Annotated in this window: 20 protein-coding genes; 10 read left to right on the top strand and 10 right to left on the bottom strand. The window is 60.1% G+C overall.

The features are described 5' to 3' along the window. Nucleotides 1-24 precede the first annotated feature (24 nt). From RAC79_RS23155 to RAC79_RS23145, 3 genes are read left to right on the top strand one after another with little or no spacing between them, the layout of a single operon-like run. Nucleotides 25-1,494 carry an FGGY family carbohydrate kinase gene (locus tag RAC79_RS23155; protein ID WP_174039383.1) on the top strand — a complete coding sequence of 490 codons (1,470 nt, stop codon included), beginning with the start codon at nucleotides 25-27 and terminating at the stop codon, nucleotides 1,492-1,494. 20 nt (nucleotides 1,495-1,514) lie between these two features. Continuing rightward, nucleotides 1,515-2,474: a sugar-binding transcriptional regulator gene (locus tag RAC79_RS23150; RefSeq protein WP_174039374.1), complete on the top strand. Its 960-nt coding sequence runs from the start codon at nucleotides 1,515-1,517 to the stop codon at nucleotides 2,472-2,474. A 23-nt stretch (nucleotides 2,475-2,497) separates the two neighbouring features. Beyond that, on the top strand, nucleotides 2,498-3,283 hold the full coding sequence (locus tag RAC79_RS23145) for an SDR family oxidoreductase (RefSeq protein WP_059760432.1): 786 nt from the start codon (nucleotides 2,498-2,500) through the stop codon (nucleotides 3,281-3,283). 156 nt (nucleotides 3,284-3,439) lie between these two features. On the opposite strand, the gene RAC79_RS23140 is transcribed toward RAC79_RS23145, so the two are convergent. The 5 genes from RAC79_RS23140 to RAC79_RS23120 all read right to left on the bottom strand — a co-directional run bounded on the left by RAC79_RS23140 (nucleotide 3,440) and on the right by RAC79_RS23120 (nucleotide 9,885). Beyond that, on the bottom strand, nucleotides 3,440-4,201 hold the full coding sequence (locus RAC79_RS23140; RefSeq protein ID WP_003520396.1) for an ABC transporter permease: 762 nt from the start codon (nucleotides 4,199-4,201) through the stop codon (nucleotides 3,440-3,442). Then, nucleotides 4,198-5,124, bottom strand: a complete 927-nt coding sequence (locus tag RAC79_RS23135) for an ABC transporter ATP-binding protein (RefSeq protein ID WP_078052751.1) — start codon at nucleotides 5,122-5,124, stop codon at nucleotides 4,198-4,200. The genes RAC79_RS23140 and RAC79_RS23135 overlap by 4 nt, the downstream gene beginning before the upstream one ends. A gap of 104 nt (nucleotides 5,125-5,228) precedes the next feature. After that, nucleotides 5,229-6,050: a sulfite exporter TauE/SafE family protein gene (locus RAC79_RS23130; RefSeq protein ID WP_065655906.1), complete on the bottom strand. Its 822-nt coding sequence runs from the start codon at nucleotides 6,048-6,050 to the stop codon at nucleotides 5,229-5,231. Nucleotides 6,051-6,534: 484 nt separating this feature from the next. Then, on the bottom strand, nucleotides 6,535-7,833 hold the full coding sequence (locus RAC79_RS23125; protein ID WP_174039375.1) for an extensin family protein: 1,299 nt from the start codon (nucleotides 7,831-7,833) through the stop codon (nucleotides 6,535-6,537). Between the two features lie 237 nt (nucleotides 7,834-8,070). Beyond that, on the bottom strand, nucleotides 8,071-9,885 hold the full coding sequence (locus tag RAC79_RS23120) for a methyl-accepting chemotaxis protein (RefSeq protein WP_174039376.1): 1,815 nt from the start codon (nucleotides 9,883-9,885) through the stop codon (nucleotides 8,071-8,073). A gap of 241 nt (nucleotides 9,886-10,126) precedes the next feature. On the opposite strand from RAC79_RS23120, the gene RAC79_RS23115 reads away from it, so the two are divergent. Continuing rightward, nucleotides 10,127-10,441 carry a DUF1883 domain-containing protein gene (locus tag RAC79_RS23115; protein ID WP_003520391.1) on the top strand — a complete coding sequence of 105 codons (315 nt, stop codon included), beginning with the start codon at nucleotides 10,127-10,129 and terminating at the stop codon, nucleotides 10,439-10,441. A gap of 112 nt (nucleotides 10,442-10,553) precedes the next feature. On the opposite strand, the gene RAC79_RS23110 is transcribed toward RAC79_RS23115, so the two are convergent. Further along, nucleotides 10,554-11,870: a replication-associated recombination protein A gene (locus RAC79_RS23110; RefSeq protein WP_174039377.1), complete on the bottom strand. Its 1,317-nt coding sequence runs from the start codon at nucleotides 11,868-11,870 to the stop codon at nucleotides 10,554-10,556. Beyond that, the gene (locus RAC79_RS23105; RefSeq protein ID WP_065655902.1) at nucleotides 11,867-13,273 is read right to left on the bottom strand and encodes a DegQ family serine endoprotease; all 1,407 of its coding nucleotides are present in this window, start codon (nucleotides 13,271-13,273) and stop codon (nucleotides 11,867-11,869) included. Before RAC79_RS23105 ends, RAC79_RS23110 begins: the two co-directional genes overlap by 4 nt. A 174-nt stretch (nucleotides 13,274-13,447) precedes the next feature. Between RAC79_RS23105 and RAC79_RS23100 the strand changes: the two genes are divergently transcribed. Next, nucleotides 13,448-13,798 (top strand): lysozyme inhibitor LprI family protein, encoded by a 351-nt coding sequence (locus tag RAC79_RS23100; RefSeq protein ID WP_125146809.1) that lies wholly within the window; start codon nucleotides 13,448-13,450, stop codon nucleotides 13,796-13,798. A gap of 5 nt (nucleotides 13,799-13,803) precedes the next feature. Here the strand turns inward: RAC79_RS23100 and RAC79_RS23095 are convergent, their stop codons facing one another. After that, nucleotides 13,804-14,805, bottom strand: a complete 1,002-nt coding sequence (locus RAC79_RS23095; RefSeq protein ID WP_174044588.1) for a serine hydrolase — start codon at nucleotides 14,803-14,805, stop codon at nucleotides 13,804-13,806. Between the two features lie 229 nt (nucleotides 14,806-15,034). Here RAC79_RS23095 and RAC79_RS23090 point away from each other — a divergent pair, with 229 nt between their 5' ends. Further along, nucleotides 15,035-15,517, top strand: coding sequence for a GNAT family N-acetyltransferase (locus RAC79_RS23090; RefSeq protein WP_272872068.1), 483 nt, complete (start codon nucleotides 15,035-15,037; stop codon nucleotides 15,515-15,517). Between the two features lie 61 nt (nucleotides 15,518-15,578). Here RAC79_RS23090 and ilvD read toward each other — a convergent pair whose 3' ends face one another. Beyond that, nucleotides 15,579-17,414, bottom strand: coding sequence for a dihydroxy-acid dehydratase (gene ilvD, locus RAC79_RS23085; protein ID WP_003521018.1), 1,836 nt, complete (start codon nucleotides 17,412-17,414; stop codon nucleotides 15,579-15,581). Nucleotides 17,415-17,725: 311 nt separating this feature from the next. Here ilvD and msrP point away from each other — a divergent pair, with 311 nt between their 5' ends. Further along, complete coding sequence (gene msrP / locus RAC79_RS23080; protein WP_020809721.1) at nucleotides 17,726-18,667, top strand: protein-methionine-sulfoxide reductase catalytic subunit MsrP; 942 nt, start codon at nucleotides 17,726-17,728, stop codon at nucleotides 18,665-18,667. Nucleotides 18,668-18,669: 2 nt separating this feature from the next. Continuing rightward, nucleotides 18,670-19,317 carry a protein-methionine-sulfoxide reductase heme-binding subunit MsrQ gene (gene msrQ / locus RAC79_RS23075; RefSeq protein ID WP_174044593.1) on the top strand — a complete coding sequence of 216 codons (648 nt, stop codon included), beginning with the start codon at nucleotides 18,670-18,672 and terminating at the stop codon, nucleotides 19,315-19,317. On the opposite strand, the gene RAC79_RS23070 is transcribed toward msrQ, so the two are convergent. Then, complete coding sequence (locus RAC79_RS23070) at nucleotides 19,271-19,699, bottom strand: DUF2809 domain-containing protein (RefSeq protein ID WP_065655894.1); 429 nt, start codon at nucleotides 19,697-19,699, stop codon at nucleotides 19,271-19,273. The two genes, msrQ and RAC79_RS23070, sit on opposite strands and share 47 nt — an antisense overlap. Nucleotides 19,700-19,754: 55 nt before the next feature. On the opposite strand from RAC79_RS23070, the gene RAC79_RS23065 reads away from it, so the two are divergent. Together RAC79_RS23065 and RAC79_RS23060 are read left to right on the top strand one after the other, a co-directional pair. Next, complete coding sequence (locus RAC79_RS23065; protein WP_174039380.1) at nucleotides 19,755-20,627, top strand: DUF817 domain-containing protein; 873 nt, start codon at nucleotides 19,755-19,757, stop codon at nucleotides 20,625-20,627. A 5-nt stretch (nucleotides 20,628-20,632) separates the two neighbouring features. Continuing rightward, the coding region (locus tag RAC79_RS23060; RefSeq protein ID WP_374997573.1) for a hypothetical protein at nucleotides 20,633-21,114 on the top strand (482 nt) is incomplete at its 3' end.

Raw genomic sequence — 21,114 nt, 5'->3', positions numbered from 1 at the left:
AACTGCCGACGAAAGACTCCCATGATGCGCGCCATCCTGTCCATCGATCAGGGCACCACCAATTCCAAGGCCATTCTCGTCTCGGAAAGCGGAGAACTGCTGGCGCGCGGCTCATCACCGGTCGGCATCGCCTATCCGCAGCCCGGCTGGGTGGAACAGGAACCGCAGCGCATCTGGGCCTCGGTCTGCGAAGCGATCTCCGCCTGCCTCGCCGCCGCGCCCTCCACCGTCGATGTCGCAGCCATCGCCATTTCCAACCAGCGCGAATCCGTAACCATCTGGGACGGCGAAACCGGCGAGCCGCTCGGCCCGGTGCTCAGCTGGCAATGCCGCCGCACGGCGCAGGATTGCGCCGAACTGATCGAGAAGGGCCATTACGAGCGCGTCATGGCGCTGACCGGCCTGCCGATCGACCCGATGTTTCCGGGCGCAAAAATGCGCTGGCTACTGGAGCGCGCCCCGAAGGGCCGCCGGCTCCGCATCGGCACCATCGACAGCTGGCTCATCCATTGCTTCACCGGCGGCAAGGTGCATGCCTGCGACGCCTCCAACGCCGCCCGCAGCCAGGTGCTCGATCTCAACCGGCAGGTCTGGAGCAATGAGCTTTGCGAGCTCTTCGGCATCGATATCAACGCCCTGCCCGATCTGCGCGACAGCAGCGGCGATTTTGGCGTCACATCAGGCGTTCCCGGCATCAAGGACGGCACGCCGATCCTCGCCGCCATCGGCGACAGCCACGCTGCTCTATTCGGCCATGGCGCCTTCAATCCGGGCGATGGCAAGGTCACTTTCGGCACCGGCTCTTCGGTCATGACAACCCTGCCGCATTTCATCGCGCCCGAACGCGGCATCACCACCACCGTCGCATGGCGGCTCGGCGGCAAACCGACCTTCGCCTTCGAGGGCAATATTCTCGTTTCGGCCGCCTCCCTACCCTGGATGACGGAGATTCTCGGCCTGCCGGATGTCAGCGCCCTTGTCGAGCTGGCCGCCACTGCTGAGCCAAACGGCCCCGGTTTCGTGCCGGCCTTCGTTGGCCTCGGTGCACCCTATTGGGACACCAATGCGCGCGCCCTGTTCTCACAGATCAACTTCAGCACCACGCGTGCCCAGATGGCCCGCGCCGTCACCGATTCCATCGCCTTTCAGGTCCATGACGTCTTCGCCGCCATGCGCGCGCAGTCGCCTTCCGGTTTCGGGCGCCTGTTCGTGGATGGCGGCCCGAGCCAGAACCGTTTCCTGATGCAATGTGTCGCCGACATGCTGCAACACTCCGTCATCCAACGCGATGCGCCGGAAGCCTCGGCACTGGGTGCCGCCTATCTCGCCGGCCTCGCCCTCGGTGTCTGGAGCGATCTCGATGCCATCGCGGCGCTGAACAGCAACGGCAACACCATCGCGCCGTCCGCGAGCGAAAACAGCCAGCAGCTCGGCATCTGGCGCGACGCGATTGCCCGCTCGACCTTGCCTGTAACCTCGGGTAATGGTGAATAAAAATTCACCCTGGAGGGCTTATGGGCAGGCTAAACGAACTTCGAATGATTTCCCGCGTGGCGCAGATGTATTTCGGCGAGCACAAACGTCAGGCGGAAATCGCCCAGCATCTCAATCTCTCGCAGGCCACCGTCTCGCGCATGTTGAAGCGCGCCGAGGCGGAAGGCATTGTCCGCACCAGCATCATTCCGCCGCCCGGCACCTATAGCGATCTGGAAGCGCAACTACGCGAACGTTTCGACCTGCCGGAAGCCATCGTTGTCGATTGCAGCGAGGATCGCGACGGCGCAATCATGGCCCGCATCGGCGAGGCAGCAGCGCATTTTCTCGAGGTGACGCTGTCGCAGAACGAGATCATCGGCGTCTCCAGCTGGAGCCAGACGATCTTCAAGATGGTGGAAAACATCCACCCGCTTAAAGGCGCCAAGGCGCGCTATATCGTCCAGACGCTGGGCGGGATGGGCGACCCATCGGTACAGACGCATGCGACCCAGATCACCACGCGTCTGGCGCGGCTGACGGAGGCCGAGCCGAAACTGCTGCCGGTGCCGGGCGTCGCCACCTCGCGCGAAGCCAAGCTTTTGATGCTCGCCGACCCCTTCGTGCGCGAAACCATCGATCTCTTCGGGTCGATCACCCTCGCCGTCGTCGGCATCGGTGCGGTCGAGCCGTCGGAGCTTCTCGCCCGTTCCGGCAACATCTTTTCCGCCAAGGAACTCGCCGATCTCGCGCAGGCAGGTGCGGTCGGCGACATCTCGCTGCGCTTCTTCGACAAGGACGGCAAACCGGTGAAGACTCCGCTCGACGACCGGGTCATCGGCCTGCCGCTGGAAAACCTCTCCAATGTCGACCGTGTCATTGCGCTCGCCGGCGGCTCGAAAAAAACCGAGGCGATTGCCGGTGCGCTCAGAACCGGCGTGATCGACGTGCTCGTCACCGATAAATTCACCGCCGAACGACTGGTCGGCCAGGAAACATAGCCAAAATCCCATAAGGAGGAGACATGAGGCGCTTTGAAGGTCAATCCGTATTCGTGACCGGAGGCAACAAGGGCATCGGTTACGGCATCGCCCGCCGTTTTGCCGAGGAAGGTGCGAAAGTCGCCATCGCCTCTGTCGACAAAGACACGCAGGATGCCGCCAAAAAACTGGCGGACGAAACCGGCGCCGTCACCCATGGCCTCATCCTCGACGTTCGGGATGCGGCAGCGGTGCGCGAGGCCTATGGTGCCGCCGAAGAAGCGATCGGCCCGCTTTCCATCTCCGTCCAGAACGCCGGCGTCATCACCATTTCGAAGATCGAGGAACTGACGCAGGAACAGTGGGATTTCAATCTCGACGTCAACACCAAGGGCGCGTTCCTCTGCTGCCAGGAGGCGATCCGCCGCTTCCGCGAAAGCGGTACCAAAGGTCGCCTCGTCAATACCGCCTCCGGTCAGGCGCGGCAGGGTTTCATCTATACCCCGCATTATGCCGCCTCGAAGTTCGGCGTCGTCGGCCTGACGCAGAGCCTTGCCAAGGAACTCGCGCCGGAAGGCATTACCGTCAACGCCATTTGCCCAGGCATCATCCACACCGAAATGTGGGACTATAACGACCGCGTCTGGGGCCAGATGCTGGGTGAGTACAAGCCCGGCGAACTGATGGCCGAATGGGTGCGCAACATCCCCATGCGCCGCGCCGGAACGCCCGCCGAAGTCGCCGCACTGGTGGCGTTTCTGGCTTCCGACGACGCGGCCTATATCACCGGCCAGACGATCAATGTCGATGGTGGGTTGATTATGTCGTAAAGGGGCTTGCTAAAGCCTCTCCTCCGTCATCCTCGGGCTTGTCCCGAGGATCTAATCACGTCCAATAAAATCAATCGGTTGCAGATCCTCGGGACAAGCCCGAGGATGACGTCGCGTGTGAGGGGAAGCTTTCCGCTATCTCTAACGATTGAGCCGTCAGTTGCGCAGCCTATACCCCGTCTTGAACATCCAGCCGACAACACCGAGGCAGAGCGCCAGAAACAGCGTGATCATCGCAAGGCTGATGGCAGGATTGACGTCGGCGATCTCGTAGAAACTCCAGCGGAAACCGCTGATGAGATAAAGCACCGGGTTGAAGTGGCTGACCGTCTGCCAGAAGGGCGGCAACATGTCGATGGAATAAAAGCTGCCGCCAAGGAAGGTCAGCGGCGGCACCACCAGCATGGGAATGAGGTTCAGCTGCTCGAAATTCGTCGCCCAGATGCCGATGATAAAGCCGAACAGGCTGAAGCTCACCGCCGTCAGCACAAAGAACAGGATCATCATGAACGGGTGGGCGATGGTGATATCCACGAAGAAGGAGGCCGTTATCAGGATGATCGTGCCGATCATCAGCCCCTTGGTCGCCGCCGCCCCGACATAACCGGCCAGAATTTCCGTCATCGCCACCGGGGCGGAGAGAATTTCATAGACCGTGCCGGTGAATTTCGGGAAATAGATGCCGAAGGAGCCGTTGCCGATACATTGCGTCAGAAGCGTCAGCATGATGAGGCCGGGCGTTATGAACGCGCCGTAGGAAACACCGCCAACCTCCTGAATCCGCGAACCGATCGCGGTTCCGAAGACGATGAAATAGAGCGAGGTGGAAATGACCGGGGAGACCACGCTCTGCAGCAGGGTGCGGCGCGTGCGCGCCATTTCGAACAGATAGATGGCCTTGATGGCTTCGAAGTTCATTTCTGGCCTCCCACCAGCGAAACGAAGATATCCTCAAGCGAACTCTGCCGCGTTGAAATATCCTTGAAATGGATGTTGGCGGCGAAAAGGGCGCTCAGAACGTCGGCAATGCGGCTCTGTTCGCCATTGTCCTCGATTTCGTAGGTAACGGTGCAGCGGTCATCGGAAAGCGTCAGCCCGAAGGGCGCAAGACTGTCGGGCAATTGCTCCACGGGTTGGGCAAGCTCCAGGAAAAGCTGCTTGCGGCCGAGTTTCTTCATCAGCGCCGTCTTTTCCTCCACCAGCAGCAATTCGCCGCCATTGATGACGCCCACACGGTCGGCGATTTCTTCGGCCTCTTCGATGTAATGCGTGGTGAGGATGATCGTGACGCCCTTGGCGCGCAGCTCTGAAACGACGTTCCACATGTCGCGGCGCAGCGCCACATCCACGCCGGCCGTCGGCTCGTCAAGGAACAGAACCTTCGGCTCATGCGCGAGCGCCTTGGCGATCAGCACACGCCGCTTCATGCCGCCGGAAAGTTCCCGCAGCATGTTGTCCTTCTTGTTCCAGAGCGACAGGGATTTCAGGATGCGCTCGATCAGTTCCGGGTTCTTCTTTTGCCCGTGCAGGCCGCGCGAGAAGCTGACGGTGTTCCACACCGTCTCGAACTGGTCGGTGGTCAGTTCCTGCGGGACGAGGCCGATCAGGGCGCGGGTCTGGCGAAAGTCCTTCACCACATCATGCCCGCCGACGAGCACCGAGCCTTCACCGGGATTGACGAGGCCGCAAACGATGGAGATCAATGTCGTCTTGCCAGCACCATTCGGGCCGAGAAGAGCAAGGATTTCCCCCTCCTTGATATCGAGGCTAACACCTTTGAGCGCCTGAAAGCCGTTTGCGTAGGATTTTGTCAGATTCCGTATCGAAACAATGGCATTCATGGCGAATCTTTCGAAAAACCGAGTAAGATGCACGCCATATAGGCCGGGAAAGGCGCAAATGCCAGTCCGACGGGCTGAACACTGCGTTCGGCGATTAAGGAAAATCAGCCGTAAACGCTATAGAAAAACTGCGCCGCAACGAAAACCAGAAACAGTCCGAAGGCGCGCTCCAGCTGCTTCTTGCTGAGCGCATGCGCCAGCCGCGCACCATAGGGAGCAACGACAAGCGTGATGGGGATCAGCAGTACCACGGCGATCCAGTTGATGAAGCCGGTGGAAAACGGCGGCAGGCCCGCATCGCCCCAGCCGGCCCAGATATAACCCAGAAGCCCCGGCAGCGAAATCAGCACACCGACACCGGAAGACGTGGCGACCGCTTGGTGGATGGTGCGTCCGTAAAGTGTCATGAAGGTGTTGTTCATCACCCCGCCGCCCACGCCCATCAGGCCCGAAAAAAGCCCGATGCCGGTGCCCACCAGAAAACGGCCCGGGTTTTGCGGCAGATCGGAACCGAGATGCCAGCTTGCCCGGTTGAAGATCATCCGGAAGGCAAGAGCCAGCGCGATGAAGGCGAAGATCAGCCGCAGCGCAACGCTCGAGGCATAAGCGGCAACCACGGATGCGAGGATGGTGCCGAGCGGCACGGCGACGATCCAGCCCTTCAGCAGATCGATATCGACCGCGCCTTTCTGACGATGCGTCAGGAACGAACGGATGGAGGTGGGCACGATAATGGCGAGCGATGTGCCGAGCGAGAGATGCATGCGCACCGCCTCCGGCACATCCAGCAGCCCGAAGACCTGGTAGAAGACGGGCACCAGCACCGCACCGCCACCGATGCCGAACAACCCTGCCAGAAGACCGGCGACCACACCCGCTGCCGCAAGCGCCGCAGCAAAGACCATCAGCTCTGAAACAGGGGGCATAAAGGCAGGCTCCCGAAGGCCGTTGTCACAAACATGTGACCCTCATAGCGTATCAGAAGAGCGCGGCAAGCCATGTTGGCCGCAGGTCAGTACGGCGCGATGTCTTTTGCCGCACATCCGCGCCGGATGGACCACTCCTTGGGATCGTTTCCCATTGCATGCCCTTGCAAAGACGCCGATATCCCCCCGATAAGGCTGTCTTCTTCAACCGGCCTTCGGGCCGGTCTTTTTTTGTGGGAATGTGACAGAGGAGTTGGAATTCCGACAGTGAATCCACACTTCCGTCATTCCGGCCTTGAGCCGGAATCCAGCCAGATCAAGTCCTTGAGCTGAAAGGAGTCTTCCCGTCGCGCAGACGCGCGTCGGCTGGATTCCGGCTCAAGGCCGGAATGACGGAAGTTGCAAACGTGAAGCATCACAGCGAGCGTCTAAAACGCCGCCCGACTATTGCCCTGCCCAATCACGCCGTTCTTGTCCCAATCCCCTAATCGCAATGCCTGTAACCTGACTTGCGGGTACGCAGGTCGAAGTGAAAATGGTTCCAGTGATTGGGATCGCTGCCCGGTCCGAGAACGGTGGAGAAATATTTACAGCTGTCGGACCTCACCGCCTTCAGCAGCGCCTTTTCGCGGAAGGCGAAGAAGCTCTTTTTGCGAACGTCGATTTCCTTGCCGTTTTTCAGCGTGATGGTGCCGATATCGATGGCGTTGCCGCGCGCATGTTCGGACCACGGATTGCTGGAGCGTGAATTCATCTTGCGGCAGGAATAACCGCCCATCGGCGTAATGCGGCCGACGCCGGAGAGATAGCGGAAACGCGAGGACGGTACGAGTTCGAACTTCACCCATTTCGCAAAGGCAAGCGTAACCTGGCAATTGAGCTTCACCGCCGGACGAACCGCGACGCCGCTGGCGAGACCGCTGAGCTCGATTGGGTAATCGATACCGCAGGTCGGACCGTCGGCAATGCGCGCTACATCCCGGAAAGCGACGCCGAGACGGCGAAGTTCGGAGCGGCAGGCAACTTCGGAGGATGGCATGACGCCGGGCGGCATCGAGCGGTTGCTTTGCAGCCCGCCACCCGCCATCGGATCGTTCGGCATCACCATCGCCACCTCTTCCACTGGCTGGCGACGGGAGGAGGCGCCGAGCGGCGGCGGCGGGATGAGCCGCGATCGGCTGGCCCGTTGCGGCTGGCGGGCCGGAGGAACGGCCACGGGATTATCGGTGCCGATACCGTCCACCACCGGCTGCGCCGACGCGCCTTCGGCAATATCCGCATCCTGTTCTTCGGCAAGTCCGCGAACCGGCTCCACGCCCAGCATGGAATCCATGTTCACGCCGCCTTCGCCTTCGGCGATCTGGTTGCTGGTCATCTGCTGCGCGGGCATGGTCTGCCCCTGCATCGTCTGGCCCTGCATTGTCTGCGCCGGCATATTGCCATGGCCGCTTGCCGCCATGCGCGCCTGATGCTGGGAATCGAGCGTTGAATAACCCTGTCCGCCCTGCGGCGATTGCAGCAGGGGATCCTGCGAGGCGTAAGGCTCCGGCATCGGTTGTGAAACGGCTGCCGGATAATCGGCGCCCTGCCCGGCCTGCTCGGCCTGATACACCGCACCCGCCGGCGCGCTGTAACCCTGCTGCCGCGAGGAGCGGATGGCGCTGACGCGCGTGGTGCCGTCCACCTCCGCCGGTGGCACGAGGCCCTCCGCCGAACACGACACCATGACCGTGGAAATCATCAGCAACGTCACAAGACGACGCGGAAGGGAAACATACGCCATACGAGAACCTGTACCTTCAGCGGCCGCTATTCGCGGCAATACAGGATAAATTTTAAAGAAATGAGGTAAACGAAACCTTATTGGTTGCGGGAAATAACGAATGATGTGTTTGGCGCAGTCCCATCCACACAAGACCGTGACAATTGCGTCCAACGACGACGCGGGCCGATAAAGTCTTGCCCATAACAAAGGGCGCGGCCAAAGCCGCGCCCTTTAACTTTCCTGAAACACCTGAAATCACGCGGCCCGCGAAACCTCGCGCCCGGCACCATGTCCAAGCTCGAAACGCGACAGTAGCGAGCGCAGCTGGCGGCTTTCCTCGGCGAGCGTCTGGCTGGCCGCCGTCGTTTCTTCCACCATGGCGGCGTTCTGCTGTGTCATCTGGTCCATGTGGTTGACGGAGGTGTTGATCTCCTGCAGGCCGGTCGCCTGCTCGCGCGCTGCCGTGGCGATGGAGTTGACATGGCCATCGACACGATTGACCAGCGCCACGATCTCCTCCAGCGCGTCGCCCGTCGAGCGCACCAGTGCGACGCCGCCGCCGACTTCTTCGGCCGAGCGGTTGATGAGGGTCTTGATTTCCTTGGCCGCATTGGCGGAACGTTGCGCCAGTTCGCGAACCTCCTGCGCCACGACGGCAAAACCACGCCCGGCCTCGCCCGCACGCGCCGCCTCAACACCGGCATTCAGCGCCAGAAGATTGGTCTGGAAGGCGATTTCGTCGATGACCGAGATGATCTGGCCGATGCGCTTCGACGACTCCTCGATGCGGCCCATGGCGTCGACGGCATTGCGCACGATCTCGCCCGAGCGGCCGGCGCTGGTTTTCGTGTCCTGCACCATCTGCCGGGCCTCGTTGGCACGCTCGGAAGCGGTGCGCACCGTGGCGGTGATCTCGTCCAGAGCCGCCGCCGTCTCCTCCAGCGCCGCCGCCTGCTGTTCGGTCCGGCGGGAAAGATTGCCGGTCGCACCGCTGATGTCGGAGGCGCTGTCATTGACCACATGGCCGGTTCTGGCAATCGCCTCGATCGCACCGTGCAAGGCGCCGACGGCACGGTTGAAGTCCATGCGCAGCTTTTCATAATCCGCGCCGATATCCGCAAGCGAAACGGTCAGATCGCCATTGGCAAGCGCCTCGAGCGCATCGCCCAGTTGCTCCATGGCGTGGGCCTGCCGCTCGGAAGCGGAGCGCAGAACCATCTCGTTACCATGCCGCTCCTGCTCCAGTGCCCGCTGCTGGTCGGCCTCGCGGGCCTGCAGCGCGCTGCGCTCATTGACGCTGTCGCGCAGTACCAGCAGCGTCTTGGCAATCGCGCCGATTTCATTGCGACGGTCGGCGAACTGTATATCCGCCGCGCCGTCACCATCGGCAATCCGCCGCATGCTCTGGCGGATGAGATCGATCGGCCGCGTCACGCTGCGCACGACGGCTGCGGCAACGCCGACAACAACAAGACCGGCGGCGATGCAAAGACCGCCATTAAAATAGACGTCGCGCCAGAATACCGCTTCAAGATCGTCTACATAAACACCGGTGCCGACAATCCAGCCCCAGGGGGCGAAACCGGCGACATGGGAAAATTTCTCGACCGGCTCCGGCGCGCCGGGCTTCGGCCAGTAATAATCGACAAAGCCCTTGCCGTCCGCCTTGACCGTGTTCACGAACTCGACGAACAGCGCCTTGCCGTTCGGGTCCTTGTTGGCGGTAAGGTCCGTGCCGTTCATTTCAGGTTTGATCGGATGCATCACCATTTTGGGATGCATATCGTTGATCCAGAAATAGCCACTGCCATTGCCGTAGCGCATTGCCGCAATGGTCGTCTTGGCCTGCTGTTGCGCCGCCTCCCGCGTCAGGCTCCCGCCCTGCTCCAGCCGGTAATATTGATCGAGAATGGCAACAGCGGTTTCATTCATTGCCGCAAGCCCGGCTTTCCGTTCGCGCTCCATTTCGTGGTAGCTTTCAAACAGGCTGAATGTCAGGGCCGCGGCCAGTATTGCCAGAAACAATGCGACGAGCGCATAAAGGCGCGTAGATATTGTTACGTTTTTCATGTTCCCCCTCAACGTCGCTGATGCACTTCGACCAGCCGATGTTAAAGGCAAAAAATTTATTATTATTAAATACACATATTATACGTTGGTATTATTCTTATATGCTCATACGCCTTGGCGCCATCATGCCAGACAGGCACAGCAAGCGTGAATTTTCAAACCGGCCGGCGGCATTTAAAGACACCGTTAACCGTGCGGCCCCTATCCTCTTTGACCGAAATTACTTTACAGGGAGGGCGCGATGGCCCGGCCGAATTTTCGCTATACGCATTATGACCTGAAGGAATTGCGGGCAGGAACTACCCTTGAAATATCCCTGTCAGCCGTCAACAATGTCCGGCTAATGACGGGCGCGAATTTCCAGCGCTTCACCGAGCTGCTCGATTTCAAATATCTCGGCGGCGTCGCGAAAAAATCGCCGATCCGCATTGCCATTCCCGAGACATTGCACTGGCATCTGGTGATCGATGCCGAAGGCCATAGCGGCCTGGCGGAATCCTCGGTCAAGATGCTGCCCGCGCAGCCGCAGGCGGCACCGCATCGCAAGGCATCTTGATCTTCCTTAAAAAACAGCGAGTTGTCGCGGTTTCGCGACTCTTTTTGCCAGCGGCCTGAATCTTTTTCTTAAGATCGGCCGCGATATGGCTTTCGGCGCAATCGCGTAAATCCTAGCGCGATCCACGCTCGCGACGCAGCTTCGACCACCAGTCCAGACGCTTGCGGATTTCCCTTTCGAACCCCCGATCAGGCGGATCGTAAAAGGTCGTGCGCCCCATTTTCTCCGGGAAATAATCCTGTCCGGAAAAGGCATCCGGCTCGTCATGGTCGTAACGGTAACCGTCGCCATAACCCTCGCCCTTCATGAGCTTGGTCGGCGCGTTCAGAATATGTTTCGGCGGCACCAGCGAACCGTTTTCCTTGGCCGCCCGCATCGCCGACTTGAAGGCCGTATAGACGGCGTTCGATTTCGGCGCGGTCGCGAGATAGACGCAGGCCTGCGCCAGCGCCAGCTCACCCTCGGGTGAGCCGAGATAATCATAGGCATCCTTGGCGGCATTGCAGACGGCGAGCGCCTGCGGATCGGCAAGGCCGATATCCTCCACCGCCATGCGCACCAGCCGGCGGCCGATATAGAGCGGGTCCTCGCCGGCATCGAACATGCGGGCGAGGTAATAAAGTGCCGCATCGGGGTCCGAACCACGCACCGATTTATGCAGCGCTGAAATGAGATTGTAGTGGCCGTCCTGGCTCTTGTCGTAAACGGGCGCACGGCGTTGCACGATGCGCGTCAGCCCTTCGATATCGAAAGTTTCATCCTTGCGGGCGGCGCGCCAAACCTCTTCGGCAAGCGTCAGCACGGCGCGGCCATCGCCATCGGCCATGCGGATCAGACTCGCCCGCGCATCCTCGGTAAGCGGCAGGGGCTTGCCCTCCGCCTCCTCGGCGCGCTTCAGAAGCTCGCTCAGACTGTCCTCGTCATGCGAGCGGAATGTCAGGACACGCGCGCGCGACAACAGAGCGGCATTGAGTTCGAAAGACGGGTTCTCGGTGGTGGCGCCTACCAGAATAATGGTGCCGTCTTCCATCACCGGCAGGAAGCTGTCCTGCTGGGCGCGGTTGAAACGATGAATCTCGTCTACGAAAAGCAGCGTCTGCCGGCCATTCATCCGCCGTGTGCGCGCCGCTTCGAAAACCTTCTTGAGATCGGCGACACCGGAAAAGATCGCCGAGATCTGCTCGAAGGCAAGCCCCGCTTCGCCGGAAAGCAGACGGGCAACCGTGGTCTTGCCGGTGCCGGGCGGCCCCCAGAAGATCATCGATCCCAGTGAGCCGCTATCGATCATGCGGCGCAGCACGCCCTCCTCGCCCGTCAGATGCGGCTGTCCGCTCACCTCCGCCAGCGTCTTTGGACGCAGGCGATCGGCAAGAGGCCGCCGGTTGGCGACCTCCACGGGCACTTGCGGGGCGAAGAGGTCGTCGCTCATCGCAAGAACTGCCGGATGCGCTGCCCGTCACGCAGGATTTCCACCCGCCAGAAGCCGGGATTATCGTCCAGCGCCTTCTCGACAGCGGCGGTGGTGCCGATATCCGCGCCGTTCAGCGACAAGATCACGTCCTTCGGCTGGAAGCCGACACGATAGGCCGGGGAACCGCGCTTCACATCGGTAATGACAACGCCGGTCACCTGCGACGGCATGCGCAATTCATCGGCAAGCTTCGGCGAAAGATTGGCGACAGTCGCACCGGCGAAGGGATTGCGACCCTCGATCAGCCGTTCATCGCGGGGTGCGGTTTCCGGCGCGGTATCGAGCGCGATGGTCACCTTTTTCTCTTTCCCCTTGTCCATGACAGTGAGTTCGGCGGATTTGCCGATGCCGGCGGTCGTCAGGCGATAACCCAGCGCATCCGGATGTTCCACCTCGAAGCCATTGACGGCGGTAACCACCTGTCCGGGTTCGATGCCCGCCTTTTCGGCCGGCCCACCCTTGACGACGCTGACGACCAGCGCGCCGCGGGCGCGATGCAGGCCAAGCGCCTCGGCAACATCGGATGTCACCGGATCGAAGGTCGCACCGATATAGGGCCGCTCGAAGCTTGCATCCCCACGCTCGGCGGCAGCGACGAAAACCCGGACCAGATTGGCGGGAATGGCGAAACCGATACCGTTCGAGCCGCCGCCCTTGGAGAAGATGGCCGTATTGATGCCGATCAGTTCACCCGCCATGTTCATCAATGCGCCGCCGGAATTGCCGGGATTGATGGAAGCGTCGGTCTGGATGAAGAAGCCGAAATCGCCCTGCGTCACCTGGTTGCGCGCCAGACCAGAGACGATGCCGCTCGTCACCGTCTGGCCGACACCGAAGGGGTTGCCGATGGCCAGCACCAGATCACCCACTTCAATCGCATCGGAATTGCCGAGCGACAGCACCGGGAATTGCTCCTTCGCATCGATCTGCAGAATGGCGAGGTCGACGCGATCATCCTTAAGCAGCACCTTGGAGGAGAACTCACGCCCATCCGCCAGCGCTACCTTGATGTCATCGGCACCGTCGATAACGTGATTGTTGGTCACCACGAGGCCGCCGGCGGTCACGATGACGCCAGAGCCGAGCGACGACTGCTTTTCCGTGCGGTTCGGCATCTGCTGGCCGAAGAACTGTTCGAAGAAAGGATCACCGGCAAAGGGCGACAGACGCCGCTGCACGACGCGTTCGGCATAGACATTCACCACCGCGCCCGCGGTGCGCTTGACCAGCGGCGCGAAGGAAAGCTGCATTTCCGTGTGGCTCGACGGCACGGTCCTGTTATCCTGCGCCGCAGCACCCAAGGGCAGGAGAATGAGTGCGGCGAGAAAGCCGGTGGACAGATACTTCAACACGCTTCGCATGTGATTCCTCATCGTCATCAGTATGATGGAGTTATAACGCCAAAGCCTGTAAAGCAAAGAGCGGCAAGATGATGGCCGTCCTTTTCCAGGCATGGATCGGTGGGCGACATTGGAACCAACAGCGCCCCTTTTCGGTTTCACCGGCACCTGACTGTCCTTAAAAAGAGACGACCCATGCATCTGAAACCGCTCCTCCTTGCCTGCGGCATCCTGCTTGCCCCCTCCTTCATTTCGCTGGCCAGCGCGGCGAGCTTCGATTGCGAAAAGACCGATCTGGCCGCGGACGAGAAGGCGATCTGCGACAACCGCATGCTGAACGATCAGGATGTGAAGATGGCCACCACCTTCGACATCCTCACCCAGCTGATGGCGATGGGCGCACGCGACACGCTGCGCGACGAGCAGAGCCAGTGGTTGAAGAAACGTCAGGAATGCGCAGCGGACGTTGCCTGCCTTACCAGCGCTTACGAGGAACGCATGAAACGTCTCGGAGAGGCGTTCCAGAGCATCAACCGGCCGCTCTGACCTCCTCACACCGCCCGGATAATGGTCTCCATAAGGCCATGCAACTGGTCACGATAACCGGTTCGGGCGGAAGGCGCGTCCTCGCGAGAGGTCATCACGACCGATAGCCGTCTGGCGGGTACGATATAGAGCATCTGCCCGCCATAACCCCAGGCGTAATAGACCGTCTCGCCTGCCATCTCCTTGATGAACCAGCAATAGCCATAGCCGTCGCCGTTGAAGACGGAATTGGTGCGCTGCCTCCACGATTGCTCGATCCAGCCCTGAGAAATCAACCGCTCGCCGCCGGGTGTCACACCACCCAGGCGGTAAAGCTCACCGAAGGCCAGCAAAGACCGCGCGGTCATCGCCATCTGGTTGCCGCCGAGATAGATGCCCTGCGGATCGCGCTCCCAGCCGCCGATGGAAAATCCTTCAAGCGGTCGGAACCAGTCGCGCGCAAGCGACAGCGTCGAACGGCCGGACGCTTTCGTCAGGATCGCCGAGAGCAGATGGGTGGAGCCGGTGGAATAAAGCATGCCGCCGCCCGGTTCCCCGCCAAAACCGGAACCCAGCGCCATCCGCACCCAGTTGCGGCTGGCGACCCAGCGGCCGTAATTGGGGCCGGACATGCGCTCCAGGCCGGATTGCATCGACAGCAGGTTGCCGACGGTAATCCGTTCCAGCCGGGGATCGGGATTTTGCGGAAAATCGCCGCGCAGAACAGTCGCGATCGGCTGGTCGGCGCCTTCGAGAATCTTTCGATCGATCGCCATGCCCACCAGCGCCGAGATGATCGATTTCGAGGCCGACTTGATATTGGTGGAGCCGTTCAAACCCGCGCCGTGATAAGCGCGGCTCGCGACCTCCTCGCCATCGATGCTGACGATGACCGCCTTGAGGCTGGAAAGCGCATCCGCCTCCCGCAGCAACGGATCGAAACGGATGCCATTGCCGGTGCTTTGCGCGCGGGCAAGCGAGGCGAAAGGCAGGGAAGCGATAAGGGCAAGTGCGGTTCTTCTTTTCATGTCACTGAGCTAGGAAGCCATACGGCGATGAAAAGAGGAAACACCGCCAATCACTCCAATGTGACCTTATTTCAAGCACCGGATTTCCCCACCTCAATTTGATGGTCTGGCGAAATATCTATGAAAACAGGGCGTTGGCCTGCATTCCGGAATCGAGATACAAAGCGCTTGAATCAGTTTCTGATCTTGAGGACTATTGCCCCGCTGCAAATGCAAAAGTCATGAAACGATGCCGCAACTGAAATCATCACGCCTTGTCCTGCGGCCTTTTAAAATGACGGACGCCTCGCCACTCGCCCGGCTGACGAACGATCCGCTCACTTTGCGCAATCTGCTGCGCACGACCTACCCTTTCGAAACCGATGAAGCACGGCGTCTGATCAGGCGCATTGCTGAGCGTCGGCTGCCGGTATGGGCTGTGGATGATGGCAGGCTGGTCGGCCTCATCGGCCTTTCGGGCGAATTCGGCCTTTGGCTTGATCGCCGTGTCTGGGGAAAGGGCTATGGAGAAGAAGCCGGACGCCTCGTCATCGATTATGCCTTTCAGCATATGGGCATCAGAACCCTGCATGCCAATCCGCTGTTCGACAACAGGGCGTCGCACCGTCTGATGGACAAGCTGGGCTTTGTTGCGACCGGCCGTGCAAATGCCTTTTGCCGGCAACGGGGAAAAATCGTGCCGCTTCGACCTTATCGGCTCGATAAAGAGTGATCGGCACAAAAAAGCCGCCGTTTATCAACGGCGGCCTTTTATCATCTCGCAAATCCGGAACTTACTCCGGCAGAATCCGCACTGCGCCCTTGTCCGCGCTGGAAGCAAAGGCGGCATAGGCCTTCAACGCCGTCGTGACATTGCGCTTGCGCGGCGCTTCCGGCTTCCAGCCCAGTTCTTCCTGCTCGGCGCGGCGTGAAGCCAGCTCCGCATCGGTGACCTTCAGGTTGATCGTACGGTTCGGAATGTCGATTTCGATCAGGTCACCCTGGCGTACGAGGCCGATGGCGCCGCCCTGCGCCGCTTCCGGCGAGGCGTGACCGATGGAGAGGCCCGAAGTACCGCCGGAGAAACGGCCGTCGGTGATCAACGCGCAGGCTTTGCCGAGACCCTTGGATTTCAGATAGCTGGTCGGATAGAGCATTTCCTGCATGCCCGGCCCGCCCTTCGGCCCTTCGTAACGGATGACGACGACGTCGCCCGCCTTGACCTCGTTGCCGAGAATGCCCTTCACCGCCGCATCCTGGCTTTCGTAAACCACTGCCGGACCAGTGAATTTCAGGATGGATTCATCGACGCCCGCCGTCTTCACGATGCAGCCGTCGAGTGCGATGTTGCCGTAAAGCACGGCCAGACCGCCATCCTTGGAGAAAGGCTTCTCGACCGAGCGGATAACGCCGTTTTCGCCGTCCGTATCCAGATCATCCCAGCGCGAGGATTGGCTGAAAGCCACCTGCGTCGGCACGCCGCCGGGGGCGGCCTTGAAGAACTGGCGCACCGTCTCGCTGTTGGTACGGGTGATGTCCCAGCGGTCGATGGCATCGCCCAGCGTCGCCTCATGCACGGTATAGGTATCGCGATTGATGAGCCCACCGCGTTCCAGCTCGCCGAGAATGCGCATGATGCCGCCAGCGCGGTGAACGTCTTCCATGTGCACGTCCTGCTTGGCGGGCGCGACCTTGGAAAGGCAGGGAACCTTGCGGGAAAGACGGTCGATGTCCTCCATGCCGAAATCGACGCCGCCCTCATGCGCCGCCGCCAGAATATGCAGCACCGTGTTGGTGGAACCGCCCATGGCGATATCCAGCGACATGGCGTTTTCAAACGCCGCCTTGTTGGCGATGGTGCGCGGCAGGACGGTTTCGTCCTCCTGCTCATAATAACGGCGCGCCAGATCGACGATCAGGTGGCCGGCCTCGACGAACAGCCGCTTGCGGTCGGAATGGGTGGCAAGCGTCGAACCGTTGCCGGGCAGCGACAGACCCAGCGCCTCGGTCAGACAGTTCATGGAATTGGCCGTGAACATGCCGGAACAGGAACCGCAGGTCGGGCAGGCCGAACGCTCGATAACCTTCACATCCTCGTCGGAAATCTTGTCGTCCGCAGCCGCGACCATGGCGTCGACCAGATCGAGCGCAACCGTCTTGCCATGCAGGACGACCTTGCCGGCCTCCATCGGACCGCCGGAAACGAAGACGGCGGGGATGTTGAGGCGCATCGCCGCATTCAGCATGCCGGGGGTGATCTTGTCGCAGTTGGAAATGCACACCATGGCATCGGCGCAATGGGCATTGACCATATATTCCACCGAATCCGCGATGATCTCGCGCGACGGCAGCGAATAGAGCATGCCGTCATGGCCCATGGCGATACCGTCATCGACCGCGATGGTGTTGAATTCCTTGGCGACACCGCCGGCCGCCTCGATTTCGCGGGCAACGAGCTGGCCGAGATCCTTCAGGTGCACATGGCCCGGCACGAACTGCGTGAAGGAATTGACCACCGCGATGATCGGCTTGCCGAAATCGCTGTCCTTCATGCCGGTGGCGCGCCAAAGGCCGCGCGCGCCCGCCATGTTGCGGCCGTGGGTTGTCGTTCTGGAGCGATAGGCTGGCATGGTGTTTTCCTCGATCTCTGGCGAAGAGCGCATTTCCGCAAACGCGGTAAAAATAGCTCCTGCCCTATTTTGCGGTTTTTCTAGCGCAAACCGCAAGCCCTGTCACTGTCACCTCGGGGCAAAACAGTACGGTTCGGTACGGTACGCTTTCTCTTCATCGTGCTATCCGGCCGCGCCTTCATCACAAATGCGCGATTTCCGCCGCCCCACCGTTGTTTTTCCGCAGAGCGCTGAAACATATCTGTGCAGCGGCCGTATTGGCTATCATAATCGATTTATCGCCGATGTACCCGGCTTTTGTGGAGGTTCCAATGCCCGCCTATCGTCCGCCCCTCATCTCGGCAAATGAAATCACGCCGAAGAATATCTACCTGTCCAGACGTGGCTTCCTCGGCACGGCGGCGGGGCTGGCGGCAATCGGGCTGGCTGGGCGCGAAGCTGTTGCCGCGCCGCTTTCCGCAAAACCCGGCGCCTACAAGCTGGATGAGAAACTCACCCCGCTCGATGCTGTCACCAGCTATAATAATTTCTACGAATTCGGTGTCGGAAAATCCGACCCGAAGGAAAATTCCGGCAAGTTCAAGCCTACCCCCTGGACGGTGAAGGTGGATGGCCTCGTCTCCAAACCGCAGGAATTCGGCATTGAAGAGCTGATGAAATATCCCCTCGAAGAGCGCACTTACCGCATGCGCTGTGTCGAGGGTTGGTCGATGGTTATTCCGTGGATCGGCTTCCCGCTCGCCACCCTTCTCGACAAGGTGGAACCGCTTGGCAGCGCGAAATATGTCGCTTTCGAAACCGTGGTGCGGCCAGATGAAATGCCGGGTCAAAGCGGTCTGTTCCAGCCTCTCTCATGGCCCTATGTCGAGGGGCTTCGCCTCGATGAAGCACGCCATCCGCTTACCATTCTCGCCGTCGGCCTTTATGGAGAAACGCTGCCGAACCAGAACGGTGCGCCGATCCGTCTCGTCGTGCCATGGAAATACGGTTTCAAGGGCATCAAATCCATCGTCCGCATTTCGCTGGTCGAAAAACAGCCAGAAACGACGTGGAAAAACTCCAACGCCCGCGAATATGGCTTCTATTCCAACGTCAACCCGAATGTGGATCATCCCCGCTGGAGCCAGGCGACGGAACAGCGCATCGGCGAAGGCGGTTTCTTTGGCACCCAAAACCGCCCTACCCTGATGTTCAACGGTTATGACGAGGTGGCAAGCCTCTATGCCGGTATGGACCTGAAAGCGAATTATTGACCATGGCCTTCGCCCTGCCTCTTCCCTCGCTGCCGAAGCGTTACCAGCCGGCGGCCATCTGGTCGCTTTATGTAATCGGCCTCTGTCCGGGTGTCTGGTATTTCTATCTCGCCGCAACCGGCGGCCTCGGCTTCAATCCGGTCAAGGATTTCGAGCACCTGCTCGGCATCTGGGCGCTGCGCTTCCTCTGCCTCGGGCTTCTGGTGACGCCGCTACGCGATCTCTTCAACATCAACCTCATCGCCTATCGCCGCGCGCTGGGGCTGATCGCCTTTTATTACGTGCTGGCGCATTTCACCGTCTATCTGCTGCTGGACCGCGGCCTGATCCTCGGTTCCATCGCCGGCGATATTCTGAAGCGCCCCTATATCATGCTCGGCATGGCCGGCCTTCTCATGCTCATACCGCTGGCGCTCACCTCCAACCGCTGGTCGATCCGCAAACTCGGCAGCCGCTGGAACACGCTGCATAAACTCGTCTATCTCGTGCTCATCGTCGGCGTGCTGCATTTCGTGCTGGCGCGAAAGTCGATCACGCTGGAGCCGGTGTTTTATATCAGTATGATGGTGGTGTTGCTGGGGTATCGGCTGATACGGCCATCGATCATGTCGATGAAGAGAGCCAAACGCGCGAGACCCGTCCGGCCATAGTGGCGGCAGCCCCAATCCCCGCGATATAACAGACTATATTCCATAGCGAAAAAACACGGCCGAGCAGCAAAGCGCCGGCCGTCGTTGCGCGAAACGCATCCAGTGCCGGAAAATGAACAAGCCGGATGAGTTCCACGAGAACGACGGCAAGAATGGCGATGTGAACCTCATAACCGTGCCAGCGGGATAGGAAGAAGGCTGCTAGCAGCAGATAGATCATCGCCCCCCAGAGCACGGATCCGCCATATTTTACCGCCACGAACGGCAATCCCACGTCGTAACCGAAGCTTCGCAGGCAAAGGCCGCAGACGATCACCGCCATCGCCGCCGCCAGAAGCCGGATGCGGGCGAAATAAGATGGGGATACGCGCGGCAGGCCCATACGGCTTCCTTCGGGTTTTCGTATGAAAGGTGACGAAGTGAGATCGGGGACGGAAATGAGCACAGCAACAAGCCCGGCCGCAAGCCGCCTCTCCGTCTTGGACAATCTGCTCTGCGATACCTATCCCTGGGGCGAACTCAAGGGCATCAGGCGTTTTATCGTCGAGTTTCTTTATTTCGGCATCAAGGAAGCCCGCGCCTGCATGTTTGCGGGCTTGTTCTTCGTCTCCATCTTCGTGGTGCCGCATGGCGGCGTGCTCGGCATTCCCCGATATGACGTGCTGCTGATCATTGCGCTCGCAATCCAGTTCTTCATGATCTGGAGCAGGCTCGAAACGCTTGACGAGGCCAAGGCCATCCTGCTGTTCCACATCGTCGGCTTCGCACTGGAGGTGTTCAAGACATCGAGCGCCATCCAGTCATGGTCCTATCCAGATTTCGCCTATAGCAAAGTCCTCGGCGTGCCGCTCTTTTCCGGTTTCATGTATGCCGCCGTCGGCAGCTACATCATTCAGGCGTGGCGGCTGCTGGATGTGCGCATTCGCCACTATCCCACCTACTGGATGGCGACTCTCATCGGCATCGCCATTTACGCCAACTTCTTCACCCACCACTTCATCGGCGATTACCGCTGGTACATCGCCGCCTGCGCCATCGGGCTCTACTCCCGCGCAACGGTGATCTTCCGCCCCTATGATCGGGATCGAAAGATGCCGCTACTTCTCGCCTTCATCCTGATCGGCTTTTTCGTCTGGCTGGCGGAAAATATCTCCACCTTCTTCGGCATCTGGAAATATCCCGACCAGCTCGGCGCCTGGTCCGTCGTGCATATCGGCAAATGGAGTTCATGGTCGCTGCTGGTCATCATGACTTTCACGATCATCGCACACCTCAAGCACATCAAGGATCGTATTTACGTTCCGGAGTGAGAAAGATGAATTACTCCAAGGCACTTTCAAGTCTCGCAAGTTTTACAACTAAGCGCGTAGGCCTGAAATCCAACAATAAAGCTGGCGGCCCTATATTCGCATTCCTAATAATCGCTTTGGCCGGTTGTGGTGTAGATTCACCTGATCGTTTGCGCAGTGATATCCCGGACGGCATCCCCGCTGGTGAGACGGTCTATTACAATACCAGATGGTTTGAATGCGCTGTCGCCATTTACAAGCTCGACTCCGTTTTCATGGATGAGGTCCATCGGAACGGATTGCTTTCTTTAAACAAAGCAACATCCGCGCCTTGGGCTGAGACGTCGGTACTGGGGACGAATTACGTCATGGATCGCTGGATCGCCGATTTTGCAAGTAGCTTGGATTGCATCCAAGACCAGAAGCTGCAGGCGCTCTTTGAGCGGATATCAGCCAAAGGTGGCTATTTTCAAGTCCAGCCAACAAACTCGATAACCCTAATCGCGCC

The sequence above is a fragment of the Agrobacterium sp. LR_9 genome (assembly GCF_041954855.1).
Classification (GTDB): domain Bacteria; phylum Pseudomonadota; class Alphaproteobacteria; order Rhizobiales; family Rhizobiaceae; genus Agrobacterium; species Agrobacterium leguminum.
The sequence above is the reverse complement of the archived record's forward strand: the minus strand, read 5'-3'. Positions and strand labels throughout refer to the sequence as shown.